The 21,897-nt window shown below is 58.5% G+C and carries 16 protein-coding genes; 6 read left to right on the top strand and 10 right to left on the bottom strand.

Translation table 11 applies throughout. The annotated features are described in order from the left end of the window. Positions 1-33: 33 nt before the first annotated feature. Positions 34-756: a nucleotidyltransferase family protein gene (locus NKI67_RS26035; RefSeq protein WP_023675619.1), complete on the bottom strand. Its 723-nt coding sequence runs from the start codon at positions 754-756 to the stop codon at positions 34-36. 511 nt (positions 757-1,267) lie between these two features. On the opposite strand from NKI67_RS26035, the gene NKI67_RS26030 reads away from it, so the two are divergent. Beyond that, entirely contained in the window at positions 1,268-1,945 is a 678-nt protein-coding gene (locus NKI67_RS26030) for a LuxR C-terminal-related transcriptional regulator (RefSeq protein ID WP_023675618.1), read from the top strand. A 183-nt stretch (positions 1,946-2,128) separates the two neighbouring features. Here NKI67_RS26030 and NKI67_RS26025 read toward each other — a convergent pair whose 3' ends face one another. After that, positions 2,129-3,868: a PAS domain S-box protein gene (locus NKI67_RS26025; protein ID WP_023675617.1), complete on the bottom strand. Its 1,740-nt coding sequence runs from the start codon at positions 3,866-3,868 to the stop codon at positions 2,129-2,131. Positions 3,869-4,154: 286 nt separating this feature from the next. Here NKI67_RS26025 and NKI67_RS26020 point away from each other — a divergent pair, with 286 nt between their 5' ends. Both NKI67_RS26020 and NKI67_RS26015 read left to right on the top strand, forming a co-directional pair. Further along, positions 4,155-4,865 carry a helix-turn-helix transcriptional regulator gene (locus NKI67_RS26020; RefSeq protein ID WP_023675616.1) on the top strand — a complete coding sequence of 237 codons (711 nt, stop codon included), beginning with the start codon at positions 4,155-4,157 and terminating at the stop codon, positions 4,863-4,865. A 245-nt stretch (positions 4,866-5,110) separates the two neighbouring features. After that, a complete protein-coding gene (locus NKI67_RS26015) occupies positions 5,111-6,223 on the top strand; it encodes an NAD-dependent epimerase (protein ID WP_352576395.1) in 1,113 nt (370 codons plus the stop codon). Positions 6,224-6,372: 149 nt separating this feature from the next. On the opposite strand, the gene NKI67_RS26010 is transcribed toward NKI67_RS26015, so the two are convergent. The 8 genes from NKI67_RS26010 to NKI67_RS25975 all read right to left on the bottom strand — a co-directional run bounded on the left by NKI67_RS26010 (position 6,373) and on the right by NKI67_RS25975 (position 17,593). Then, positions 6,373-7,950 (bottom strand): lipopolysaccharide biosynthesis protein, encoded by a 1,578-nt coding sequence (locus NKI67_RS26010; protein WP_352647565.1) that lies wholly within the window; start codon positions 7,948-7,950, stop codon positions 6,373-6,375. After that, complete coding sequence (locus tag NKI67_RS26005) at positions 7,947-10,166, bottom strand: GumC family protein (RefSeq protein WP_352647563.1); 2,220 nt, start codon at positions 10,164-10,166, stop codon at positions 7,947-7,949. Before NKI67_RS26005 ends, NKI67_RS26010 begins: the two co-directional genes overlap by 4 nt. Position 10,167: 1 nt before the next feature. Continuing rightward, positions 10,168-12,165, bottom strand: a complete 1,998-nt coding sequence (gene asnB, locus NKI67_RS26000) for an asparagine synthase (glutamine-hydrolyzing) (RefSeq protein WP_023675612.1) — start codon at positions 12,163-12,165, stop codon at positions 10,168-10,170. A gap of 4 nt (positions 12,166-12,169) precedes the next feature. Next, positions 12,170-13,426 carry an O-antigen ligase family protein gene (locus NKI67_RS25995; protein ID WP_023675611.1) on the bottom strand — a complete coding sequence of 419 codons (1,257 nt, stop codon included), beginning with the start codon at positions 13,424-13,426 and terminating at the stop codon, positions 12,170-12,172. Beyond that, positions 13,423-14,646 (bottom strand): glycosyltransferase family 4 protein, encoded by a 1,224-nt coding sequence (locus NKI67_RS25990; RefSeq protein ID WP_023675610.1) that lies wholly within the window; start codon positions 14,644-14,646, stop codon positions 13,423-13,425. Before NKI67_RS25990 ends, NKI67_RS25995 begins: the two co-directional genes overlap by 4 nt. A 337-nt stretch (positions 14,647-14,983) precedes the next feature. Then, positions 14,984-15,217, bottom strand: coding sequence for a Trm112 family protein (locus NKI67_RS25985; protein ID WP_023675609.1), 234 nt, complete (start codon positions 15,215-15,217; stop codon positions 14,984-14,986). Between the two features lie 292 nt (positions 15,218-15,509). Next, a complete protein-coding gene (locus tag NKI67_RS25980) occupies positions 15,510-16,793 on the bottom strand; it encodes a hypothetical protein (RefSeq protein ID WP_352635871.1) in 1,284 nt (427 codons plus the stop codon). Between the two features lie 89 nt (positions 16,794-16,882). Continuing rightward, positions 16,883-17,593, bottom strand: coding sequence for an AAA family ATPase (locus NKI67_RS25975; RefSeq protein ID WP_023675607.1), 711 nt, complete (start codon positions 17,591-17,593; stop codon positions 16,883-16,885). A gap of 425 nt (positions 17,594-18,018) precedes the next feature. Here NKI67_RS25975 and NKI67_RS25970 point away from each other — a divergent pair, with 425 nt between their 5' ends. The 3 genes from NKI67_RS25970 to NKI67_RS25960 form a co-directional block, all read left to right on the top strand. Next, on the top strand, positions 18,019-18,840 hold the full coding sequence (locus NKI67_RS25970) for a class I SAM-dependent methyltransferase (protein WP_084640985.1): 822 nt from the start codon (positions 18,019-18,021) through the stop codon (positions 18,838-18,840). A gap of 94 nt (positions 18,841-18,934) precedes the next feature. Next, entirely contained in the window at positions 18,935-20,044 is a 1,110-nt protein-coding gene (locus NKI67_RS25965; protein ID WP_352455315.1) for an acyltransferase family protein, read from the top strand. Between the two features lie 664 nt (positions 20,045-20,708). Further along, positions 20,709-21,897: calcium-binding protein (locus tag NKI67_RS25960; RefSeq protein ID WP_352647561.1), on the top strand; the 1,189-nt coding region annotated here is incomplete at its 3' end.

Here is a 21,897-nt window from a genome sequence, read left to right as displayed (position 1 = left end):
CTGATAACTGTGGGAACCGGGCTCGTGACTTCATCATGCAGCCGTCGCAGTGACCTCGATCGAGGCCGACTGGTCTTCCCAGGAAATGGTCTGTGCGTTCTGAAAATCGTCGACGCGCCCGATATCGAGCCAGAGACCCTCATGTTTGTACACGTGCACGGTTGTGCCGTTCTGCATCATCTGCAGCATCAGGTCGTCGAACCCAAAGGGTATGCCGGATGGGATAAACTGCAGAACATCCGGGTTCATGCAGTAAATTCCCATGCTGACCAGATGCGAAAGCGTCGGCTTCTCGCGAAAGACCTGCACGGTATTGTCGACTTCGTCGATGACGCCGAAATCCATCTTGATCAGGCGACAGGCTGTTGCGATCGTCACTGGATCGGTGTGCTTACGGTGCGCTGCTACAAATCGACTGAGGCTTAGATCCGTGAGGACATCGCCATTGAGAACGATGAATGGCTCCGTCAGTTCATCCCTGATCAAAGACAGTGGCCCGATGGTGCCAAGCGGCTCCATCTCCTGCGTATATCGAATTTTCAGGTTCCACTGCGAGCCATCTCCACACACGGTGCGGATCAAGTGGCCGAGATACCCGGTTGTAATATAAACTTCCTGAATGCCGTTGCGTCGCAACCATTTCAGAAGCATCTCGAGAACCGGCCGTGCCCCGATCGGCATGAGCGGCTTCGGCAAGACCGAAGTGAAGGGGCGGAGGCGTGTTCCCATTCCTCCACATTGAATAACCGCTTTCATCCTGGTCCTCCCTTGTTCATTCGGCCTGAACGCTATCGTCACGGGCCGGCTATCCTGCCCTGGTCAGCACCCGGGAAACGCGTTCTTGTCCCCTCAGAAGAACCGGTGAGATTTCCCGTAGAAGACCGGTGAGATTTCTCCACTGTCCCCTGATCCGGACATTGCATCTGGATGGTATGTGGCCGTCAGGGTGGATGTCGTCGTGCATTCGAATGGTAACAATTCAGCCGTTTTGCTGTTCTATATCTTTAGACCTATAGCACTGCTGAACGACCGGCCGGTCTGTCAGCTGTCCAAAAGGTCAGAACGTATGTTCGACGACGTTCGGCGGGTTTCGCTCACAAGGGGCAAAAAAAGAGGAGCGTTTCCCGTCATTTAAGATTATATTAGAAATCTGGCGTTTGCGGTGTTGGGGGTGCCGCAGCGTCGGCTGGATGAATCGACGAGATGATGGCCACGACTTTCAGGCCATTACCGTTCAATCCATTCAGATAGGCGTTGGGGTAGTTCAATGTATCGAATCGTCATCGCCGACGATCACGGCTTGTATCGTCGCGGCTTGCGATTGGCACTGACCGCAGGCATTCCAGGTGTGGAGATCTTTGAAGCGTCCTGTTTCGACGCGGTGCTCAGTTTGCTGGCAGAGCAGTCGTTCGTGGATCTTGCGATCCTGGATCTGAATATGCCGGGCCTGTTCAATCAAGAAGTGCTCGGCGGGATCCTGTCTGCCTATCCGGACACGCGATTTGCGATCGTTTCCGGAAACGATTCACGCTCGGAAATACTCACGGCTCTGTCGATCGGGCTTCACGGCTACATCGTAAAATCGCAGACGGACGAAGAGGTTGTTTTGGCCGTCAATGAAATCCTCTCCGGCCGCATCTATGTTCCTGCACTTCTGTCACGCCCGGGAGCGACGCAAACAACCCACGCGCATACCCATTCCGACGACAAAGGCCCACAGAGGCGTACCGCTGGCGTCAACCTTGGCAGGCTGACTTCGAGGCAAAAGGAAGTCCTCAAGCTGATGGCGGAAGGCTATTCAAACAAGGAAATTGCGCGCGATCTGGAAATCGCAGAGGCGACCACGAAAATCCACGCTGCTGCGGTTCTGCGTGAATTGGGGGTACGCAATCGGACCGAGGCTGCCGTTATGCTGAAGACTTGGCTTTCGAGACATGCCAGCTAGAGCGCCGCGCGTCCTTTTGGACGTGCAAACGGCGTCCCAAGACTCCTCATGCATTTTACTGCATATCCCAAAGCCGCGGCGCAGCTTTGGGCCGACGACATTCTTGGAAGGAACCCTGCGCATCTCAAAGGCCGCTCAGCGCGACCCGCCTTTAGATATCTGCTTTCCGATTGGAGCACTGCACTACAATCCGATTTCCTTGCGTGACAGCCGCAGCGAATACCGCAACCCTTGGTCCGATATTTCCAGCCTGGGAGAGTGACCGACAAGCGGCGCTCCATCCACTCCGATTATCATGGAACCGAAGCCATGACGGACTACGCTTGAGGTCCTACGCCGCCCCGATTCCACCCACTCGAACACGATATCGCTGCCTGTTTCTTCAGGTGCGAACGTCCAGCTTACGTCGATCCGGCCTTTTGGATCGGCAAGCGCTCCATATTTCATGGAATTGGTGGCAAGCTCGTGAACGATCATTGCAAAACTCTCGGCGGCGCCTCCCGACATCGCCACGGAAGGACCGCTGACCGATATCGCACGTGTTCCAATATATGGGTGCAATTCTTGCGCAACGAGATCGTTTATCGCCCCCGATACGCTGCCGTTGCGTGAAAGAAGCAGATGGGTTGCCTCGAGCGCGCGTATCCGGTCGATCAGCATTTCCTTGTATTTGGCGACGTTGTTTCCGGGAACATCGACCATTTTCACGAGCGCCGTGATCACCGCGAAAACGTTGCCGAATCTGTGACGCTGTTCGAGCATGATGCGCTCCCGCTTCTTTGCCGCGGCGCGCAGCAGCGTGGTTTGTCGTCTCTCGCTCAGGTCGGCAGCCACTCCAAGCCGCTGTCCACCATCATCATGTCTTTCCTCCCTTCCGCGCAGCGCAACCCAGCGGATATGTCCGTCCGGTCGGCGGACGCGTATCTCAACATCGTAATTCGTGACCGATGGTGCGGCCTTTCTCGATGCCGCCAGCTTTGGCCAGTCCGCCGGATGAACGACAGCTGACAGCTCCTCCAAACTGCGGCTATTGGCCTGGGCCAGGCCGAGAATGTCCCAGAACGTGTCCGAGCCCGTGACTATCCCGCCTTTAAGGTCTATGCGCCACGTGGCCAAGCGTCCAGCAGACAGAGCGAGGTCCAGCCATTCCTTCTGGGCCCGAAGCGCTTCGTGAACAGCGCGTCGTTCCGAAATATCGTCGACCACCACGAAGATGCTCTCCGAGAGGCCACCCTCGGGCACGGACGAAGAAAGCGTTAGCCTGGCCCAGAATGCCGTACCGTCCTTTCGTGACAGACGCACCTCCGAAACGAACGAAGAAATGTCATTGCCCAGCCTCGCCAGCAATTGCGCCAAGGTATCCCGGTCGTTCGGATGGGCGAGCGTATCGAGCTGCAGTTGGGCAAGCTCCTCCTCCTTGTACCCGGTCATCTCACAAAGGCGTCTGTTGGACTGCAGCAACTCACCTTTCTTGTTGGTGTTCGCGAATCCCATGGCAGCACGTTCGAAGGCCCAACGATAGCGGCTTTCGGTCGCCTCGACGGCAGCGAGCCTGGCCTCCGCGACTTCCAGCAACTCACGCAAGTCCTGCCGCAGACGATGGAAGGTCATGGCAATCACGCCACCCGAAACCAGAAGCAGGATTGCGCGTGCCCAATCTCCACTTGAAATCTGATCGTGTCCTCGTGCCCACAGCCCGACAGCCACCATCAGAATGGTCGCAGCGAGCGCCGGTACGCGGTCTTCGAGATAGGCGATAATAATAATAGCCGGAATAAATTCCAGAAAACTGGCGCCTTGCCCAATATAGGCTGACGATTTTATTTCAAATATCAGTGTGGCAGCTAACACCGATGCAGAGGCAATATGAGTTAGCAATCTGCCCGACGGGTTCGAATTCGACCTGCGCGACTGCGAGCTCATGGACACAGACTACAACCTTCTGACTAGCCCGTCGAGACTAGAGCAAAAAACGTACAGCTTAGTACCACTGCCGGATTGCCATACCGCTATCATAGCGCGCATTTTATCGGACGCAGCGGGGCCTAAGAGCTGCCTTAGAACTGTCGGATCATATTAAGTTTTCAAGGTGGTGATGAACGTATTATCCGTCAGCGCATAGAAGACTAGAATCCAGCTACACATAGAAGACTACATGAATCCCGAATACTTATTTCGGGCGTGTGAAACTTTGGGTTAGGGGTAGAAAATGAATCTGATCGATAGACAGGTCGATGCTTCTTCGAGCAATCGGTACATTGTTACGAGGACCAAGTATGATTTTGAAGCGCGGAATACGCGGCCCTCTTCTGGTCACCTTCCCGATCGCGCATCGGATCCATTGGACGCAAGGTTCGCCGAACCAAAAGGCCGCAGTCTGGAATCCATAACCGGCGTGCTTGATCGCATTGGCTGTGGCTATCTCGTGCTGAATCGCGAAAGAAAAGTAGTCGAGTGGAACGCAGCCGCCCAAACCACGCTTGAGCGCCAGGGCGAAGCGGCCGACACGGCGAGCGGACTTACGGCCGCCCTAAGGCGGCTGATCGCGAATGTTCCGGGCCAATTCCTGCCGGGCTCGTTGTCTTGGGTGGTGATCCGCAGCAGGGGCGACCGACCGGTGATACTGAACGAGAACGGCGTTATCGCTCCCGACGGAACGAGCATTGTGGCGCTGCTGGATCGCGACAACAGGTCGGGGCCAAATCCTCGGACGCTGCAAAGAATGTTTGGCTTGACGAGCGCAGAAACGCACCTCGCCTTGCGCTTGGCCCAGGGCGACGCACCTTTGGAGATCGCTCGCAGCTGGCGTCTCAGCCGCACCACGATCCGTTCCCAGCTTGCCTCGCTGTTCGCCAAGACCGAAACAAAACGCCAGGCGGAACTGGTGGCCCTTCTTGGGCGTATTTCGGTCCTGCCGTAAGGCCGGCCACTTAGATCCAATCGCCGGACGTCGGCATCCGCCCGGGATTCAAACTACGCAAGTTGGCGTGTCATGACTTGGCAGGTCGTGCACCGCATTGCGCACTCCACTAGGTTCGATGCGCCAGCGTAAATATCGGAAGCCGCAATCCCGGACCGGCTATTCGGTACTGTCGAACGGATTTCGAAAGGCGACAAGTGGACAACGATCTATGCAGCGATTCTGTCCTTGCCGCAGCGGAGAAGATGGAAATCGCTCGATCCCGTTCGGACCGCGCGGTGAAGAAACTTGCACGGACAGGACCGATCGTCGTCACCGGCGCCGCAGGCTTCATTGGTTTTCACGTGGCCTCACGGCTTTTGCGTCTTGGTGTCAAAGTCGTGGGCGTCGACAATTTCACGCCCTATTACGATCTGCGGCTCAAGGAAGCGCGGTTTGCACGCCTCTGTAGCGAGGCGAAGTTCACGCCGGTACGAATGGATCTGGCGGATGCCGCGCGCGTTCAGTTGCTGTTTTCAAACGTTCGCCCCTCACACCTCGTCCATCTCGCGGCTCAGGCCGGCGTGCGTCATTCACTTGTTGACCCGCACGCCTATGTGCAATCGAATATAGTGGCGTTTCTCAACGTCCTTGAGGGCTGCCGGCATCATGGCGTCGGTCATCTCGTCTACGCCTCTTCGAGCTCCGTCTACGGCTTGAATCGAACCATACCGTTTTCCGAAAATCACGGCGCCGATCATCCCGTCAGCTTCTACGCCGCCACCAAGCGTTCGAATGAATTCATGGCGCATTCATACAGCCATTTGTTCGGCCTGCCCGTGACCGGACTGCGCTTCTTCACCGTTTATGGCCCTTGGGGCAGGCCCGACATGGCCGTCTACTTGTTCACGCGCGCGATCGTCGAGAGCAAACCAATTGAAGTAGCCAATGCCGGCCGCGTGTGGCGAGATTTCACCTATATCGACGATATCGCTGAGGGCGTGGTTCGAGCACTTGCTACACCGCCGCAGCCGGATCCGAATTGGGACCCTTGCACCGCCGACCCTGCCACAAGTTCCGCGCCGTATCGCGTCTACAATATCGGCAACGACCGGCCCGAGGAGATCAACCGGCTGATTTCGATCATCGAGACCGCTCTTGGCAGCCGGGCAGTTCGCGTGGATGTGCCGTTGCCGCCTGGCGACGTTCTGGAGACGCGCGCCGACGTCAGCGATCTTCGCCAGGCCGTCGGCTTCGCCCCGGCAACACCGCTAGAGGACGGAGTGCGACGCTTTGTCGAATGGTACCGGGACTTTCATGGAACGGATGCCGCGGCCAGCGTACGGCAACAGACGTTGGTGAATGAGGCCACCGTGTAGGCCGCGGGCCCTGTCGGGCGATGATCTGCCACTCGGCGTGTAACGCGTCGGCCACAAAGCCGCACTCGCCAGCCTCTATCCGACACAACCCTGGACTCGAAATTCCTGAACGCTGATGCCGTCGCGTATCGGGGCGCGACGGTCTCAAATCAGCGCAGGAACCAATGTCGCCGCTGGCCTTCGACTGCGTGCGTTCTGAACGATGTTAGCGCAAAGATCAGCCCAGGGATAATTTTCAGCCGTTTGCTGATGTAGATCGACATCGCCACATTCCAAATCGCCAACGCAAGCGCGAGGCCCACTGCGGCGCCCGGCGCGCCGTAGAGCGCAATTCCTGTGGCACAGCCTATGATACTGGCCGCAGCGCCGACGATCATGGTTGCGGCTGCCGCCCATTCGTTTCCGGTCATCATCAAGAGGAGCATCTGGGGTCCGCACAGCGCGACAAAGACATATCCGAGAATGAGTATCCGCGCGACGGGTGCCGCGGTACTGAAATCCCCGCCGAACCAGCTCAACAGAGGTTCAATAATCGCAAGCATCGGGATGGCCATCGTTAGAGCCCCACCAGAGGAAAGTAGGGCGGCCCGTGAAAACAGCTGCTGCAGAGCCATCCGATCGCCTCGGGCATGAAGGGCAGCCGCTGTCGGCGCAAACATCGTAGAGACGGCAACCAGGGAAAGGCTCACAAGCAAGGCGACGTTCAATCCCAATGCGAAAATGCCTGCTTCGCGAATGTGATGCGTCCAGCCCAGCACCATGACTCCGGCCCGGCTGATGAAAACATCGAGCCCAGCCATGAGCATCATTGGCGGAACCGCGGACCACCATTCCCGCGACTCGTCGCCTGGCTGAACCTGCCGCAAGCCAGGCGGCTGAAATTTTGTCGCCATGACGAACACCAGGCCGACCGTGATGGCTGAACTTGCCAGCACCGCCTGCATCACCAAGGGTGCGTTGGGGGTCCATGATCCGGATAAGCCCGCCATTCCCAGCAACGTCAACAAGAGGCCGTCGCGCACTATGCGTTCCGGCAGGAGGGCCGAGACACCGCCGCCGAAAGCACGAACAAGTGTTGCGCCCAAAGCGTAGGCGGTGACCAAAGGCACTGCTGCCATGCCTAGCAGCTGGCTGATTTGAAGCTCCTTGTGAGAAGGATCTGAAAAGAAAAAGATCAAGGCGGCGCCAACGATGCCGAATAGTGTCGCCGCCGCCAGCGACCTCTGCAGAGCAAACCTGATTACGCCGTGTACCAGGTCAAGCCGCCCTTTGGCACTGTAGGCGGAGACGAAACGCAACAAGGATACGTGGAAACCAAGCGTTGCAAGATAGGCAAGCACCGAGGTCCAGGCCAGAACATAGGAGTAGATGCCATAGCTGGTGGAGCCAACGATGCGCGCAATCAATAACTGCGCCAAGCTGGTCAAGCCCGCACCCCCGATATAGACCAAAAGAGCGAAGATGCTGGCATAGCCGAGACCCCGGCCCGTGTCCTCCTTGTGCGGCAAAACCATATTCGTTGGAGCAACGGAGGCCGCAGGGAAGCGGGCGAGCTTCGGATCGCTGAAATCGTCGATGTCTTTTGCGCCGGCGTCGCGCATTTCATCGCCTTGATCGCCTTTGGCCGCGGACCCTGCTCCGGACTGCGAGATCGTCGATATTATCTTCCGCTCGACAGGTCGAATGCCGTGGCGGTCGTTACGCGGAATCCCGCATGTGACATTCATGATGTTCTCTCGAGCAAGAGATCCGCGCTGTCCCCAAACCGGTAGCCGGCGTGTTTCCTAAGATTGACCTGCGTGAGAACGCTGCCTACGGGGACCTGAGCCGTCTCGTCCTCCGTCAGCAACTGCAGAACACCACGCGCGATGCTGCGACGCGTCCTGGCCCAGCGAACAGCAAAAAGAACTGCGTCAGCCCAGCCCGTCAGTAGCCTGGCCTCAGGTCCTCCAAGTCCCAGCGGTCCATTTATGATGACGATGCTGTACATCGAGCGCAGCTCATCTGTGACCAGGGACCCGTCGATCATGGACAGTTGCGGCAGCAGATCCTCTGATGGTGCGAGTGCCATGAAGTCGATTCCAATTTCAGGCATTCCCGTGACCGCGTCGTGCAGCGGACAACGGTCGCTCATATAGTCTCCAAAGGATTTATGCGGCTTGAACGCACCGAATTCGTTCAGAAACTCGTTCGTGAGGCGGGCGCCCGTGCCATCAAGATCGAGAAAAAGCACTCGTCCCCCAAGTCGGGTAGCTGCCAAGGCGAGGCTCCATGCGAGCTCGGTCTTGCCATCATGCCGGACGCTGGACGTGACGAGGATGACGTGCGACGCACGGCCTCTCGCTTTGTTGAGAGCCACGGTGACAAGGAGAGAAGTGACGGCTCGGCTGTAGCTGCAGTTTTGCTGGCCGAGAACCAGCTGCTGTAGTCGTTTCGCGTGTATTGTGGGCGCTTCCGGTATCAGCCCCAGGCACGGAACCCTGAGCGCGGCTTCAGCTTCGGCCCCGCCGCGCAAGGTCTGATTGAGACGGCTGCGGACCAAGACGAAGACCCCGCCAATGAGGCCAAACACGATCATGCCGGGCGGAATAAGAAAGATGGGCGGCAGGGTTTTTGGATTCGTTGGCGGCCATGCCGCTGAAAGGATCGAGACCCCGGGCAAGGGAGTTGCGATGCGCTGCACCAGATCCTGTTGTTGGGTGAGAAGCTGGTTGTATCGCTGCGTCAGGATGCTGACCTGCGGCTCGAGCGCACGCAAGCCGGAAAGCCGGCCGGCTGTGTCGGCCACCACCGCATCGAGTACATTCTTACGGCCCTCCAGAGCAGCGATCTGGGCACGGTAGATGTTCCCCTCCGCCGCAATGCGAGCAGTGCCTTGTTCGATCTCGCCGTTGATCGCAGTGCTAAGGCCCGCATCCGCATTGTCGTTGGCTTGGCGGGCCGCCATGTCGGCCAATACCGGAGACCCGATCGCTTCGGCGAGCGCCGCGACCGATGCTCCTTCCTCTCGCAAAGCCTCGATGTGCTGAAGGCGAGATTCCGTCGCTGAGAGATCCGCTTTCGACAAGGATATCTGCTGACTAAGTTCGGCTGTCTCCTTGGCAGCGTTATCCGCCGCACCCTGATCGACCGCGCCATGGCTCAGTCGATACTTTTCCAGGCGGTCGGTCGCTTTCGCCAAGTCGCTTTGTACGACCGGCAGGCTGGCGACGATCGAGGCGAGTTCCAGCCTGTCTGACGCCCTGCGCTTCTGTGCGAGATCGTCGATGTATACTTGGACGAACGTATTGGCCACCAGGGCGGCTCGCGCCGGATCGTCGTCGGTGAAGCCGACGGTGATCACCCTTGATCTCAGTTCCTGTCCAACCCTCATGCCCTTGCGCAATGCCTTGAGTTCGGCTGCATCGGCCGCCTCCGGCCCGCCCTGCGGCCAAATCCTTTCTAGCAGACCAGCTGCGAAGGTGCGTATGTTCTGCAGGTTGCCGCCTACCGGGGCGGCGCGGGAATTTCCGACATCATCACCTTGCTCAGCAATGTTGCCGATCTTTGTCTCGCGTAGGGCTGCCACCAGGCGACGCAGATGCCCCTGCGAAGAGAGCATGGTTAAGTGGTCATCAATGCTCGCATCCAGCATCTCCTGAGCAGAATCCGCACCTCCGGGAGCCGCGTTCCTGCCAGGAGCATCGACAATCACCTGTGCGGTCGCCTCGAACAGGACAGGACGCACAAAACCCGCAAGCCCAGCCAACACTCCGCCCAAAATCACCATTGCAAGCAGGAACCATTTTCTCCTCGCGATGGTAATGAGGAGTTGATGGAAGGGGGTCTGCGCGTCGACCTGTTCGCGCAGGAATGGCCTCATGCGCGGATTGATCTCGCGCGTCGGCACGTGCATTTCAGTGGCGCGCGGAAGGTGAATTCGGCTGACTATGGAACCTTCCATCTCATACTCCTGTCAGTTCGAGCGCTGTGGACATGCCCGTTGCCGGCCCGGCGGACCGCCCGGCCTCGTTGCGCCAGGCCTGGAACATCAACGCGGGCCACAAATCGCGAGAATGATCCTGTCTTCCGTCAAGATGGTCGCGCCAGCAGGTTTCGACCTTCGCAAAGTCGAAGATCCCATCTCCGGAGAGGCGTATATCGGCGACTAGATCGCTGGCCCAGATGCGCAACGGGCCGCTCAGCCAGACTGCTATGGGAACATCGAAACCCTGCTTCGGCCGGTCGATCAGCCGTTGCGGAACATAGCGGCTAAGCAGCTGACGAAGAAGCCACTTGCCTTTGCCATTGCGGACCTTCGCATGTGCCGGCAGCCGCCAGGCGAATTCGACAACCCGATGGTCGAGAAGCGGGCACCGGCCTTCGAGGCTATTGGCCATGCTGGCGCGGTCCAACTTCACCAATATATCGTCGGGCAGGTAACCGGCCATGTCGTCGTACAAGAGACGGGACAGCAGGCCATCAAGCCGGGGGGACCCTTGAATTGATGTGGGCGGCGTGTGGAGTGCGAGGCTCCCGGTCGATGCTCCGGTCAGCCGTCGATGCAATTCGTCCTCATCTGGCGCAGCGAGCAGCCGAGCGAGGCGATGCAGCCGGTCGCTCCGCAGCGCGTGCCGTCCACTCGCCGAAAGCGGCAGCTTGCCGACGAAATCGTGACGCGCCGCACGGGCCAGCAATCCGACCCCTGCAGCAAGCGCGTGACGCAGCGGCGACGGCAGCGCATGCTGTCGTTTCAACCGCGCAGCCATGAAATGACGAGCGTAACCGGCGAAGCATTCATCGCCACCGTCGCCTGATAGCGCCACCGTAACGTGCTGGCGAGCGAGCCGCGCCACGAGCAAAGTCGGTATCTGCGATTCATCGGCGAACGGCTCATCCCAGATCCGCGGCAGTTCCGGAATGACTTCACGCGCAGCGGCTGCTGAAAGGTGGAGTTCAGTATGATCGGTGCCCAGGTGCCGCGCGACCTCCGCCGCGTGGGGAGCCTCATCAAACCCGCCTTCTCCGAAAGCGATCGTGAATGTGCGCACCGGTTTTGGCGATTGGGCCTGCATCAGCGCCACAACCGTGGAGCTGTCGAGGCCACCAGACAGAAAGGCACCCAGCGGCACATCGGCTATCATGCGTTCCCGGACGGCAAGTCGAAGCAGATCGTCGAGTCCATCGGTCAGTTCTTCGTCGGTACCGGCGATTGGATTCTGTCGACCGTTCGCGGCGATTTCAGACAGCGACCACCAGTGTCGGGCGCGTTGCGAAAGGGATGCGGCGCTGCGCGCCTCGGCAAAATCCGCCGCCGTCACAGACAGGACCGAGCCCGGAGGTAGCTTGAACACGCCTCGCCAGATGCAACAGTTTCCCGGTACCCATCCTTTCGAAAGCATTGTCGCGGCCGCGTCGAGATCGAGCTCCTGACAGAAACCTGGAAAACGATGGATTGCCTTCAACTCGGAGGCAAAAACGAGCGCATCGCGCGTTGCAGCAACATAGAGCGGCTTCTTGCCCATTCGGTCGCGGGCGAGATGGAGGGTCCTGGTCTTTAGATCCCACAATCCAAATGCGAACATGCCAGCGAAGCGCGTGAGTGCGGTGTCGAGACCCCAGCTCTCGATTGCGCACAGCATCACTTCGGTATCGCTGGCGCCACGGAACCGATGGCCAGCGTCTTCAAGCTCGCGGCGCAGATCGCGGAAATTGTAGATCTCGCCGTTGAAGGTAATGGCATATCGGCCACTTGCCGAATGCATCGGCTGGCGTCCTGCTTCCGATAGGTCGACTATAGCCAAACGTCGGTGGCCGAAGGCAATGCCGGCTTCGCGATTGATCCAGAAGCCTTCGCCATCAGGCCCACGATGACGAAGGGCCGTCGTCATCTGGCCAATTGCCCTGAGCGGTTTGATGTTGGCGGCATCGGGTGCAAGGAGAATTCCGGTAATCCCACACATGCCATCACCTCAGGTCGCTAGAGGTTGCCGAAATCGTTCGCGGCGTTCCGGCAACAAGGCAAATGGTAAGCGCAAACCACACGATTGGATGGCGGATGATCAGATGTGGCATTCCGAAGATGACGATCGACACCACCAGCACGAACAGGGCATCGAGCTTCGCACGCCATGCGCATAAAGCCGCCGCGCCGACAATCCAGGCCAGGGCCAGGACCGCAACCAAACCACCTTGAGTGTACAGATCGAGAATCGTGTTGTGAGCCTCGAAAGGCCGGGGCAGAAATTGGCTGTAGGAAATGGGCGGGCGCTCCAGATGCGGGCCAGGACCAAGGCCCAGGGATCCTGACGTTAGGCCCTTGCCCAATGCATCTCCCCAGAGATGGATTCGAAGTGCAGCGGTTTCGGCGGTCGCTTCGCCGCCCTTGTCCTTGGTAAGACTCAAGGCGAACTGTTCGACGCTGCCCACCTCCGTGACGATGTAAGGCGTCATCGACATGGCCAACGGAAGGAAGCCAATCATCAGCAGGAGGGTAACTTGCCGGGACAGGCTGACCTTGCCGTCACCGGCTGCGAGCCATGTCCGAACCCGCAGCCCAAGAAATATCAGGCCGACCAGGACCGTCGTGTAAAGATAGGTATCACTCTTCGTCAGCCTTCCGACATAGATGATCAGGATAAGGCTGCTGAGCCCGGCCAACCTCGCCCACGGCTTGCTTGTAGTCGTCGCAAGATGCAAGGCGAGCGGACCAAGGAGTGCGCAATAGAGCGCGAGCTGGTTGGGGTTCTCGGACCAGCCTCGGAAGCGATCCCAGTACCAGGGATCGACGCCGGATTGGTGGATCCAACCCCATCCAAGTGCCAGCTGAACAATAAAGCATGCATTCGCAATCGCGACCACCCACCAGGCAGCACTGCGCAGACGGCGATCCGCGTCGGGCTCCGCGGCGGCCAGGCAGGTGACGCAGATCAGCAGCAGGTAGGCTACCCCATCGTGCATCACCACCGACAGATACAGTACCGTGGTCAGGTAGCCAACGATGGTGCCAATACCCAGAGCGAGCGTGATGATCAGCCAGAAGCCCGCAACACGGATCAGGGCGGGCCTGACTACCAAGTGACCGCCGGCGAGCACCCGCCCGATCGACAGCATGATCCAAAGCGCGAGAAACAATTCGCCATAGCCGAAGGGCAAGCCCGGAACTGAGAGCTGCGCCGCGTACGACATGGCCACGCCGCAGGCCAGGATCGCGTCCCGGATCATCGGCGCGCTCCACCCGATCCGCGGTTTGCAGCAGGCTCTTCAAGCAACACCGGCGATGCCGGTCGAGCGAAGCCGCCCTGGGATTTGGCACTAAGGACATTGTCGTAGAGATCGCAATATTGCTCGACCACCCAGGGCAGCGAGAACTGCGTCCGGACGAGCTCGACAGAGCGAGCGCCCATGGTCCGTCCTTTCCGGCGGTCGGACAGGACCTCTATAATTCGAGAGGCAAGGCCGTTCGCATCGTGCGGGGGGACGAGATGGCCGTTCCATCCGTCCTCGACCACCTCATTGCAACCAGGCATCATCGAGGCGACGATAGGCAATCCCGCGAGCCCTGCCTCCAGCAGGACGCGCGGAATCCCTTCTCGGTATTGTGTTGGAAAGGCGAACAGATCGGCCATGCCAAGAAGGGCAGGAACGTCGCGTCGTGGACCCAAGGCGATGACATGCGGCACATGTCGATCGATCTCAGCCTTGTCCACTGCAAATGGGCCCTCGGATTCCAATGGGCCGACAAGCACGAAACGGGCATTGGGCCTTTCCGACAGGATGCGAGGGACTGCCTTGAGGAGTGTCGGGATGCCTTTCTGGCGCGTTAGCCGGCCGACAAAAATTACGATCTCGGCGGATTGGAGCCCAAGCTCTTCGCGCATTTTCATCGCCGACGGGGCAAGATGCCTTGCCATGGCGAACGCATCGACGTCGATTCCAGAACTGCGGATCACTCGTCCGCTGCCGCGTCCGATCAGTCGGTAGCGTTCAAAGAATGCCTGATCGTCCCGATTCTGGAACACCGTAGCCGCCGTCCATAACGACGAAAGCCATTGCAGTCCGCAAAAGATTGGGCGCAGGGCAAGGGCGCGCGGTTCCAGGGACGAGAACGTCCAGCCCAGACCGTTGATAGTGCGCACGACTGGAACGCTTCCGCGCACCGCAAGTGGCGTCACCAGGTTGGGCTTGGTGTCGAAGCTTTGGATAATGTCCGGCCGGAGTTCCGCCATCAGCTTTCGAATGGTTCTGATGGCGGCCCATTCTCCGCTGCTGCTGGAAAATCGGTCGAAACCGTAGCTGCGATGCGGAATGCCATGCCGCAGGAATGCGGCTTCACCGCCGCTCGACACCGCAGTAACACGGAATCCCTTCTCTCGCAGCGACATCAAGAACGGAATTCGCAGGGCATGATCCTCGCCTCCGACACACACCAGATGCGGATTCATCCTGCGTCTCCTGACCGTTCGCTGTAGCCCGATCGCGCGAAGTGGCCGGCCCTTGAATTTGCTTTCATGGTGTTGGTTTCGCTACCCATCTCGCCCAGGTCACGGTAGGGGCAGGTCTTGCCACTGTCCTCGTCTGTTTAAATGACGCAAACCCTGTCCCGGCAGCGGGCCGCCGTACCCAGCCGGTTCAGGTCGCCGCGCGTTGCATCAAAGAGGTCGGCACTGCCCGGGTGCCGAGCGCAGAGTGGTCCGCAGACAAACGGCTCGCGCTCCGCGGCACACTTTCCTGTCATTGCTGGCTGTCGTCGGAAAGCCGCCTACTTTAGCGCGGCTCCCATCATCGTCTGGATGCGCGAAGTTTGACCACGCGGGAGGTGATCGTCCGTGCCTCCGAGGCTAGCAGGATTGGAATGCCGTCGCGAACCGGATAGGCAAGTCCTGCGCTCTTCGAAACGAGTTCATCGCGATCCGAATCCCAGGCAAGTGAGCCCTTGGTCATTGGGCATACCAACCATTCTAACAACTCAGGGTTGAAAGAGGCATTCTCTTCGGCTCGCTTATCCGTATCCATCTGCTATTCCTTTCTCGGCCGTGACATCAACAGTGAGCTCCGGCGCGAGCGCCCTTGGCGATACAAGCCGTCACCCGACGTCATCGCTGTAATTCGTAGGATTCCGGCAAGTGTCATAAGCCTTGCAAACTGCACAATCACGCTAGGTGCAGGCTTGGCCACTGTCGTCGTCCGTTTGAATGAATCGACATCGAACGGAGCCGTATGGCGGCGAAGTTGAACGTGAGGCGTTAAAAGCGTGAATGGAGCAAGCACGATCGGCCATATCGCCATAGGCGACCGGAAGGTTTTGTTATTGAAGACCGCTCGCGGCTAATGCTCTCGAGCCGGTGTCTGATCCTTCCGGCCAGTCAATACGGGCGACGAAATCGTAAACCGGGCCGCCGGGTACTCCCCAATTGCTTGACCAGATCACCTGTGAACCGTCCGGGGACGGCGAGGCGTGGGTCTCACTCCAGTAGTCGAATGGAACGTTCTTCGTCTGCACAATGCGCCGGACCTCTCCGCTGCCGTCGATGCGCAACGCGATGACTTCCCGCGCATACGGCGCCCAAGCCGGATATTTCGATACTTCGTCCGGATTGCCCGAATAGGTAAGGAACACCCAACCGGGCCTGTCCAGCGACCTGAGCGATGCATGCTGTGCTTCACCATATCTCATGAGCGAGGTGACTTTCCCATCTGACAGCCTTCGCTTGATCACCTGGTATATGTCTGGATCGGACTTACTGATCCCCACATAGATTTCGCTGCCGTCGGCATCGACGGTCATGTCGCCATGGCCAGGCCGATGATGCTCAGTCCATTTCTGGCGCAGAACGCCGTCAACAGAAAAGATGAGCGTCTGTTCAGTGTCGTCTTTCAGGTTCTGAATGCATAAGATGTTGACGCCCAGCGGCGAGATTGAGCAGGCGCCGTTGGCTCCGACAAGCTGTGCGAGATCGATTTCCGGAAATTTCCGCCGCTGTCTGAGATCGTAGGCAAAGACGACCGCTTTGCCGTCCCGGCGAACCGCGCGTACGGCAATACGGCTGCCATCACGGCTTGGATTACCTTTGTATGGCCCGAACTGGAGATTGCTACTGTCAGTCGAAACAAACAGGACCTCCTCATGATTGGTGCGTGGCGCCCAGGTCGAGATTTTCCGACCACCGACGCAGATCATCAGGTCGGGATCGTGAGGATGCCATTCGCATTCGGTCGATCGATCACGGCGAAAAAGCGGGGCGTAGGTGCGCCCATCCAGGAAGCATAAGCCGCCGCAGCCGTTGCTGATGACAAGAAGGCTCTGATCCGAATTCCAGGCCTGGGCGCTCGAATAGCGGTGGCTGCAATATTTGCTCCCGCATGCGATGCCGGCGCCGAGGATTCCGGGTTTGGTTATTCGGGTGAAAGTTGTGCCAAATGCCGCATCCTTCGCGGCGTGCAGGTAATCCGGCAGGTCCATGGCTACCGGCGCGACGAACTTTGTCGATGCGACGTCCTCTCCACTCACCGCCCCGTGGATAACTATGGATATCGCGCTGACAGCAGCTAACGTCAACGCCAAGGCAGTCTGGTAGCGAGAAAAGCGCATGTCATGTCAACTCGCGCGGTTTCTTTTCAATAATTCGATTTTCCATATTATTGGATATCTTCTTGTCGACGCTTCAAAACCGCATCTCTCTAAGCTTCAACTCTTTTAAATTTCGCCCGCGCCGCGCCGAACTTGTCGATTACTCCACGCGCTATCATTTCTGTGGCAGCTGTGAGCCCGTTCGAATCTAAACTTTCGACGCAAGTTGTTGGCACGGGAAACGATCCAAGTTGTTCCCCAATGAGATTAACGTGGTCAATATGATCAAGACTGCTCTGCAGATCGACTTCGAGGAACTTCTGAATGATACCGAGGTTACGCCGGCGTTCCTTCAGACGGACCTCTAGAATTTCCCTTGGCGCCTGCAATCGGACAAGCAGATCCGGTTTGGGTAGAAGCTCGAGCGCGCGCGACACCCTTTCACGATCCGTTACGCCGCTGAACAAAACCAGTGAACATACGAATTGCACCATACCCTGGTCAAAAATTGAGATCGTGTCATTGGACGCTATTGCCGCGCGCCAAGCTTGAAGAAGAGCTTCAAGATGCCAGTTCAGGCGAGCCGCCCACAGCTCATTCTTGGGTGGAAGAATCTTAAGCACTTCTGCACCGAGAGAACGCTGTCCGATCCACTTTGAATGCAAGCCGGAGACCAGTTTGAAGGCGGCCCTTCTAACCGGATGTCGGCGGTCACCGGTCTGCAAAACAACACAGTAGCCCTGAGCTCGCAAAACGTGCACCAGCTCGGACGCTAACGTCGTCTTACCAGCACCGGACGGCCCAAATAGCTCCAAGATCATCTTTCAATCCAGACTGAGGGAAGCCTACTGGCAGTGACGTCATGTCCATTTGCTGAAGCGAACGCCCATCTCTTCCTGGGATGTCTAGCCGACGAGCCAGGAATCCGCGCCATCCGTATGAATGACGGTGTGGTCACGTTAGGATATCGACGGACGCCAAAATCGTGAACGGAAGGAGTGCGTTTCGGTGACTATCCTTCCGGATTGCCTACCGTCCGTTTACCGTTCCGTCTCCGAAAGGGATGTGCAGTAGCCCTATTCCCCAGCACACTTCCGCGCGGGCGCGGCAGTCATGAGTTCGGCATGTCTCATCCGTTCGAGGGATGCGAGACACCCAGCCTTCTGGAAACCTTCTCTGTGATGGACGCAGCCAACTGGCCGTTTATCCCCTCTATCGCCAATAGGGCAGCTTGGTCGGCTATCCAATGAACGTGTCGGACAAAAATCTTCGATCTCATCTGCAGGAGAAATCGTATGAAAGCAGGCATATGAGCGAGAACCTCGAGCCACATCAGACGGCAGCGGCAAATACGGCTATACCTGCCAATTACAACGCCAAGGTCGCGGCAGTCGCGGCCTATGAGCTCCCGACAAAACAGAGATATCAAGATCCGAGTTTTGCGAGCTGGTACCTGAACGGCTATGCAGGCCGGTTGAAGCTGTCCACCGTTGCGTCATACGTCATTGCGCGACGGGAGCAACGCTGCATCGCCAAGGCGCTGGAGAGGTGCAGCCCGCCTCCATCTCAGGTGCTCGATATCCCATGCGGAACCGGGAAGCTGGCCGGCGTGCTGGGCCAGCATAATTGTCGGGTGCTGGCTGCAGACATTTCAATGGAAATGATGGCCTTGGCTAAATCAGCATATGAAGGTCAATCCGGATTTCGGGGATTCATCCGATGTGACGTGACGCAGCTGCCGTTCGCCGACGAAAGCTTTGATACGGTGGTCTGCCTTCGCCTCATTCACCTTATCCCGCCACATCTCAGGCGCGACATTATCATTGAGCTCGCGCGCGTTGCCAGCCGTCGCCTGATCGTATCCTACGGCCTTGGCACCCGCCTCCAGAGAATACGGCTAAGGCTGCGGAAGTTGATCACCGGAAGGATGTCGGCGCCTCATCCCGTCAATCTCACCGTTGCACGACAGGATTTCGCGGCGGCGGGGCTCAAGCTGGTACGCTCTTTTAGCGTCCTGCGGTTCCTGTCCTGCGAGCAGCTGTTCGTACTTGAGAAGGTAAAGGCTTGACCTGCCGCCGGTTTGCAGTCTTCGCGTTAGCACTGGTATTGCGGATCAGGCCGCTGATGGTTGTCAAAAGCTGAAACGGCTGCGGGAGGTAGCTGTGGAACCGGCAGGCAAGGCCATTCCGGCGCGCATGGCATCACTCGACCTGCTGCGCCTAGCTGCAGCCCTCGCGGTCGTGCTCTTTCACTATCTTTTTGGCGGCGCGATCGCGGGCAATCTCGACGTGGAATATCCTGCCGCAGCACCTTACGCCATCTACGGCTATCTCGGCGTCAATCTGTTTTTCCTGATCAGCGGTTTCGTCATCGCGTGGTCGGCCGAAGGTCGAACCTGGCAGGAATTCGCGGTCGCCCGCTTCGCCCGGCTTTATCCCGGATTCCTCGTCTGCATGACCGCGACGTTTGTTGTTCTCGTCGTCGCCAAAGATCAGCGTTTTCCGACCGATGTTCCAACCTATGTAGCCAATCTTTCCATGTTCGCCCGCCTCTTCGGCAGGCCGTCCATGGATGGCGTCTACTGGTCGATCATGCTCGAGATCCTGTTTTACGGCTGGGTTGCAGTGCTGATCTTTGCCGGCGCCTTTCAGCGCTGGAAAATACCCATCGCGGCCATCTGGCTCGCAATTTCGGCAACCAACGAGTTCTTCTTTGGGAACCCGGTGATACGCATTCTCTTCATTACAAACTATGCGCCTTTGTTTGCCGCCGGCATCCTCGCGGAAGACATCGTTGCAAGGGGCCGTTCACCGGCTGCGTTTCTGTTTCTTGCCGTCGCGTTCCTGGTGTCTTGCCAGACCGCAATGTTCTCTCATAACTGGATGCAGGAGCACTTTGGCGCAGCCATTTCGTATCCTGCTCTCTTCACCGCCAACATGGTGGTCTACGGAGTCTTCGCTGGCGCGATATTGCTCCGCTCCGTGATTGCTCCATCCAAGGCTATCATGATGCTCGGAGGGTTGACTTATCCGCTGTATCTTTTGCACCAGTATATCGGCTACATTTCGCTTAACGCGCTGGCGCCTCATGTCGGCAAGAACGCCGCATTCTTCGTCGTGTTGGCCGGGGTCCTCCTTGCCTCTTTTATCGTCTGGCGCTTCATCGAGACGCCGGTACGCAAGCCGCTCGTCCGCGCCCTGGTGTCTGGGATATATCGCCTTGCACCAGCCTCGCGGCCAATCCGGCCAACCTCTTCCGCGCGAACGTCATGATCAGGAGCTTTCGGCGGATGCCGCAGAAGATGTTTGAGTCCAACCGTCGCCTCGCGGAAAAGGCAACTGGGTAGCCCCACGACGCCTGCGCAAGCGAATACATGATCTGTGGGTCAATCCGCAGGCGAGCAGCAGGCCGGCGATCAGGCGAGACAGCACCGGGGTTCCTTCCAAGCCGCCGATGTTGCACGGCACCGCTGTTGCGGCAATGCCGGCTGCGAGGCGCATTCGCATTTCGGAGAAGCGCCGTCTAGATCGGCAGCTTCGTCGATTGTGTCACATTTTGTTCTTGCTTTGTGCCGGCAGCTATGCTAGTAATTTGGGTACGGTGCAGATTCGCACTGACGACCCGCCGCTAGGCGGGTTTTGTTTTTGGTCTGGTTTTCAGATTTCCCGGCCGTCCTGCGTCGGACGGCTTCTCGACCGCGCCATTCGAGCCAAGCTCCACACGGTCGGATCAAGTTAGCCGAGTCTTATCCCGAATAGAACCATCCTTGGCTGGTCGTCGATACCGTTGCGGAAACGAGTTCGAAGGGAGCGCCCCTCCAACGCTCAATCCTACTTCAAACCTCAATATTTCTGTCAGAGGGTGTCGGTATGTGATTTGGCGCTAATATACGCCGTCTGTAAGTAGGCACGGTCGAAACAGAAAAAGGAATATTGGATGACAACTCTGCATTACACGTCAGGTGGATCGGGCACGGAAATTTCGCAAGCCGGATTCAATCTGGCCGACGTTTCATCTGTTGACCAACTCAATGCGCTGCCGGACGGTATGAAGGGCTTGGTCTACCTCAACGAAACCGACGGAGCGACGTCGTCCTTTATCGACAAGATCACGCCTTTCATCGGCAATCCGAAGCTGTTCGGATTCTTCCTTGTCGACGAGCCGGATCCCACCGGCCAATGGGGCACCTACGCCTCCGCCGCGAATCTGAAGGCAGAATCCGACTGGATTCACGCCAATGTGCCGGACGCCAAGACCTACATCACGATGATGAGCTTGGGGACGTCCGCGAATCCGGATTTTTCGAACACGTACAATCCCGCCAATACCGGTATCGATTACTACGGCGTGGATGTCTATCCTGTCCGCACGGATGGCGCGGTCGACTATAACATGATCGATAAATTCGTTGCCGCCGCTCAGGCATCGGGCATCCCGACGAGCAAGATCATTCCAGGCTACCAGACGTTTGGCGGTGGCGACTATAACACCGACATGGGTGGCAAATATGTCGTGCCCACCGCCGCCCAGATGGAAACCATGATGGACCACTGGGCCAAGCTGGTTCCGTCACCCGCCTTCGAGTACGCGTACGCCTGGGGTTCACAGCGAGGCGACACCGCGCTTGAGAGCTCCCCGGAACTGCAGGCCGTTTTCCGGCAACACAATCTCAGCACCGCCGGGACTGCTCCTTCCGAAGCTGCGGCCACCGATCCCATTTCTACGGCGACGGTCCCTTCCGAGGCCACCACCGGCGATAGCACCGCGACTGTCACCGCTCCTTCCGAAGCCACCACCGGCGGCAGCACCTCGACCGCCACCGCCCCTTCCGAAGCCACCTCCAGCGGCGGCACCTCGACCGCCACAGCCCCGGCCGAGACCATCACCGGCGGCAGCACCTCGACTGCCACCGCCCCTTCCGAAGCCACCACCGGCGATAGCAATCATGGCAAGACCACGCTTTCGCATCTCCTCGCCGGCAACGGCGGTTCGATTACTACCGCCGCCTCCGGCGCTACCGCCAGCGATGGCAGTCATGGTAAGACCGCGCTGTCGCCCCTCCTCGCCAGCGACGGCAGTTCGACTACTACCGCCGCCTCCGGCGCTACCACCAGCGATGGCAGTC

This window comes from Mesorhizobium sp. M0408 (assembly GCF_040321495.1).
Taxonomy (GTDB): Bacteria; Pseudomonadota; Alphaproteobacteria; order Rhizobiales; family Rhizobiaceae; genus Mesorhizobium.
Note: the sequence above shows the minus strand (reverse complement) of the source record. Positions and strands in the feature narration are given on the sequence as shown.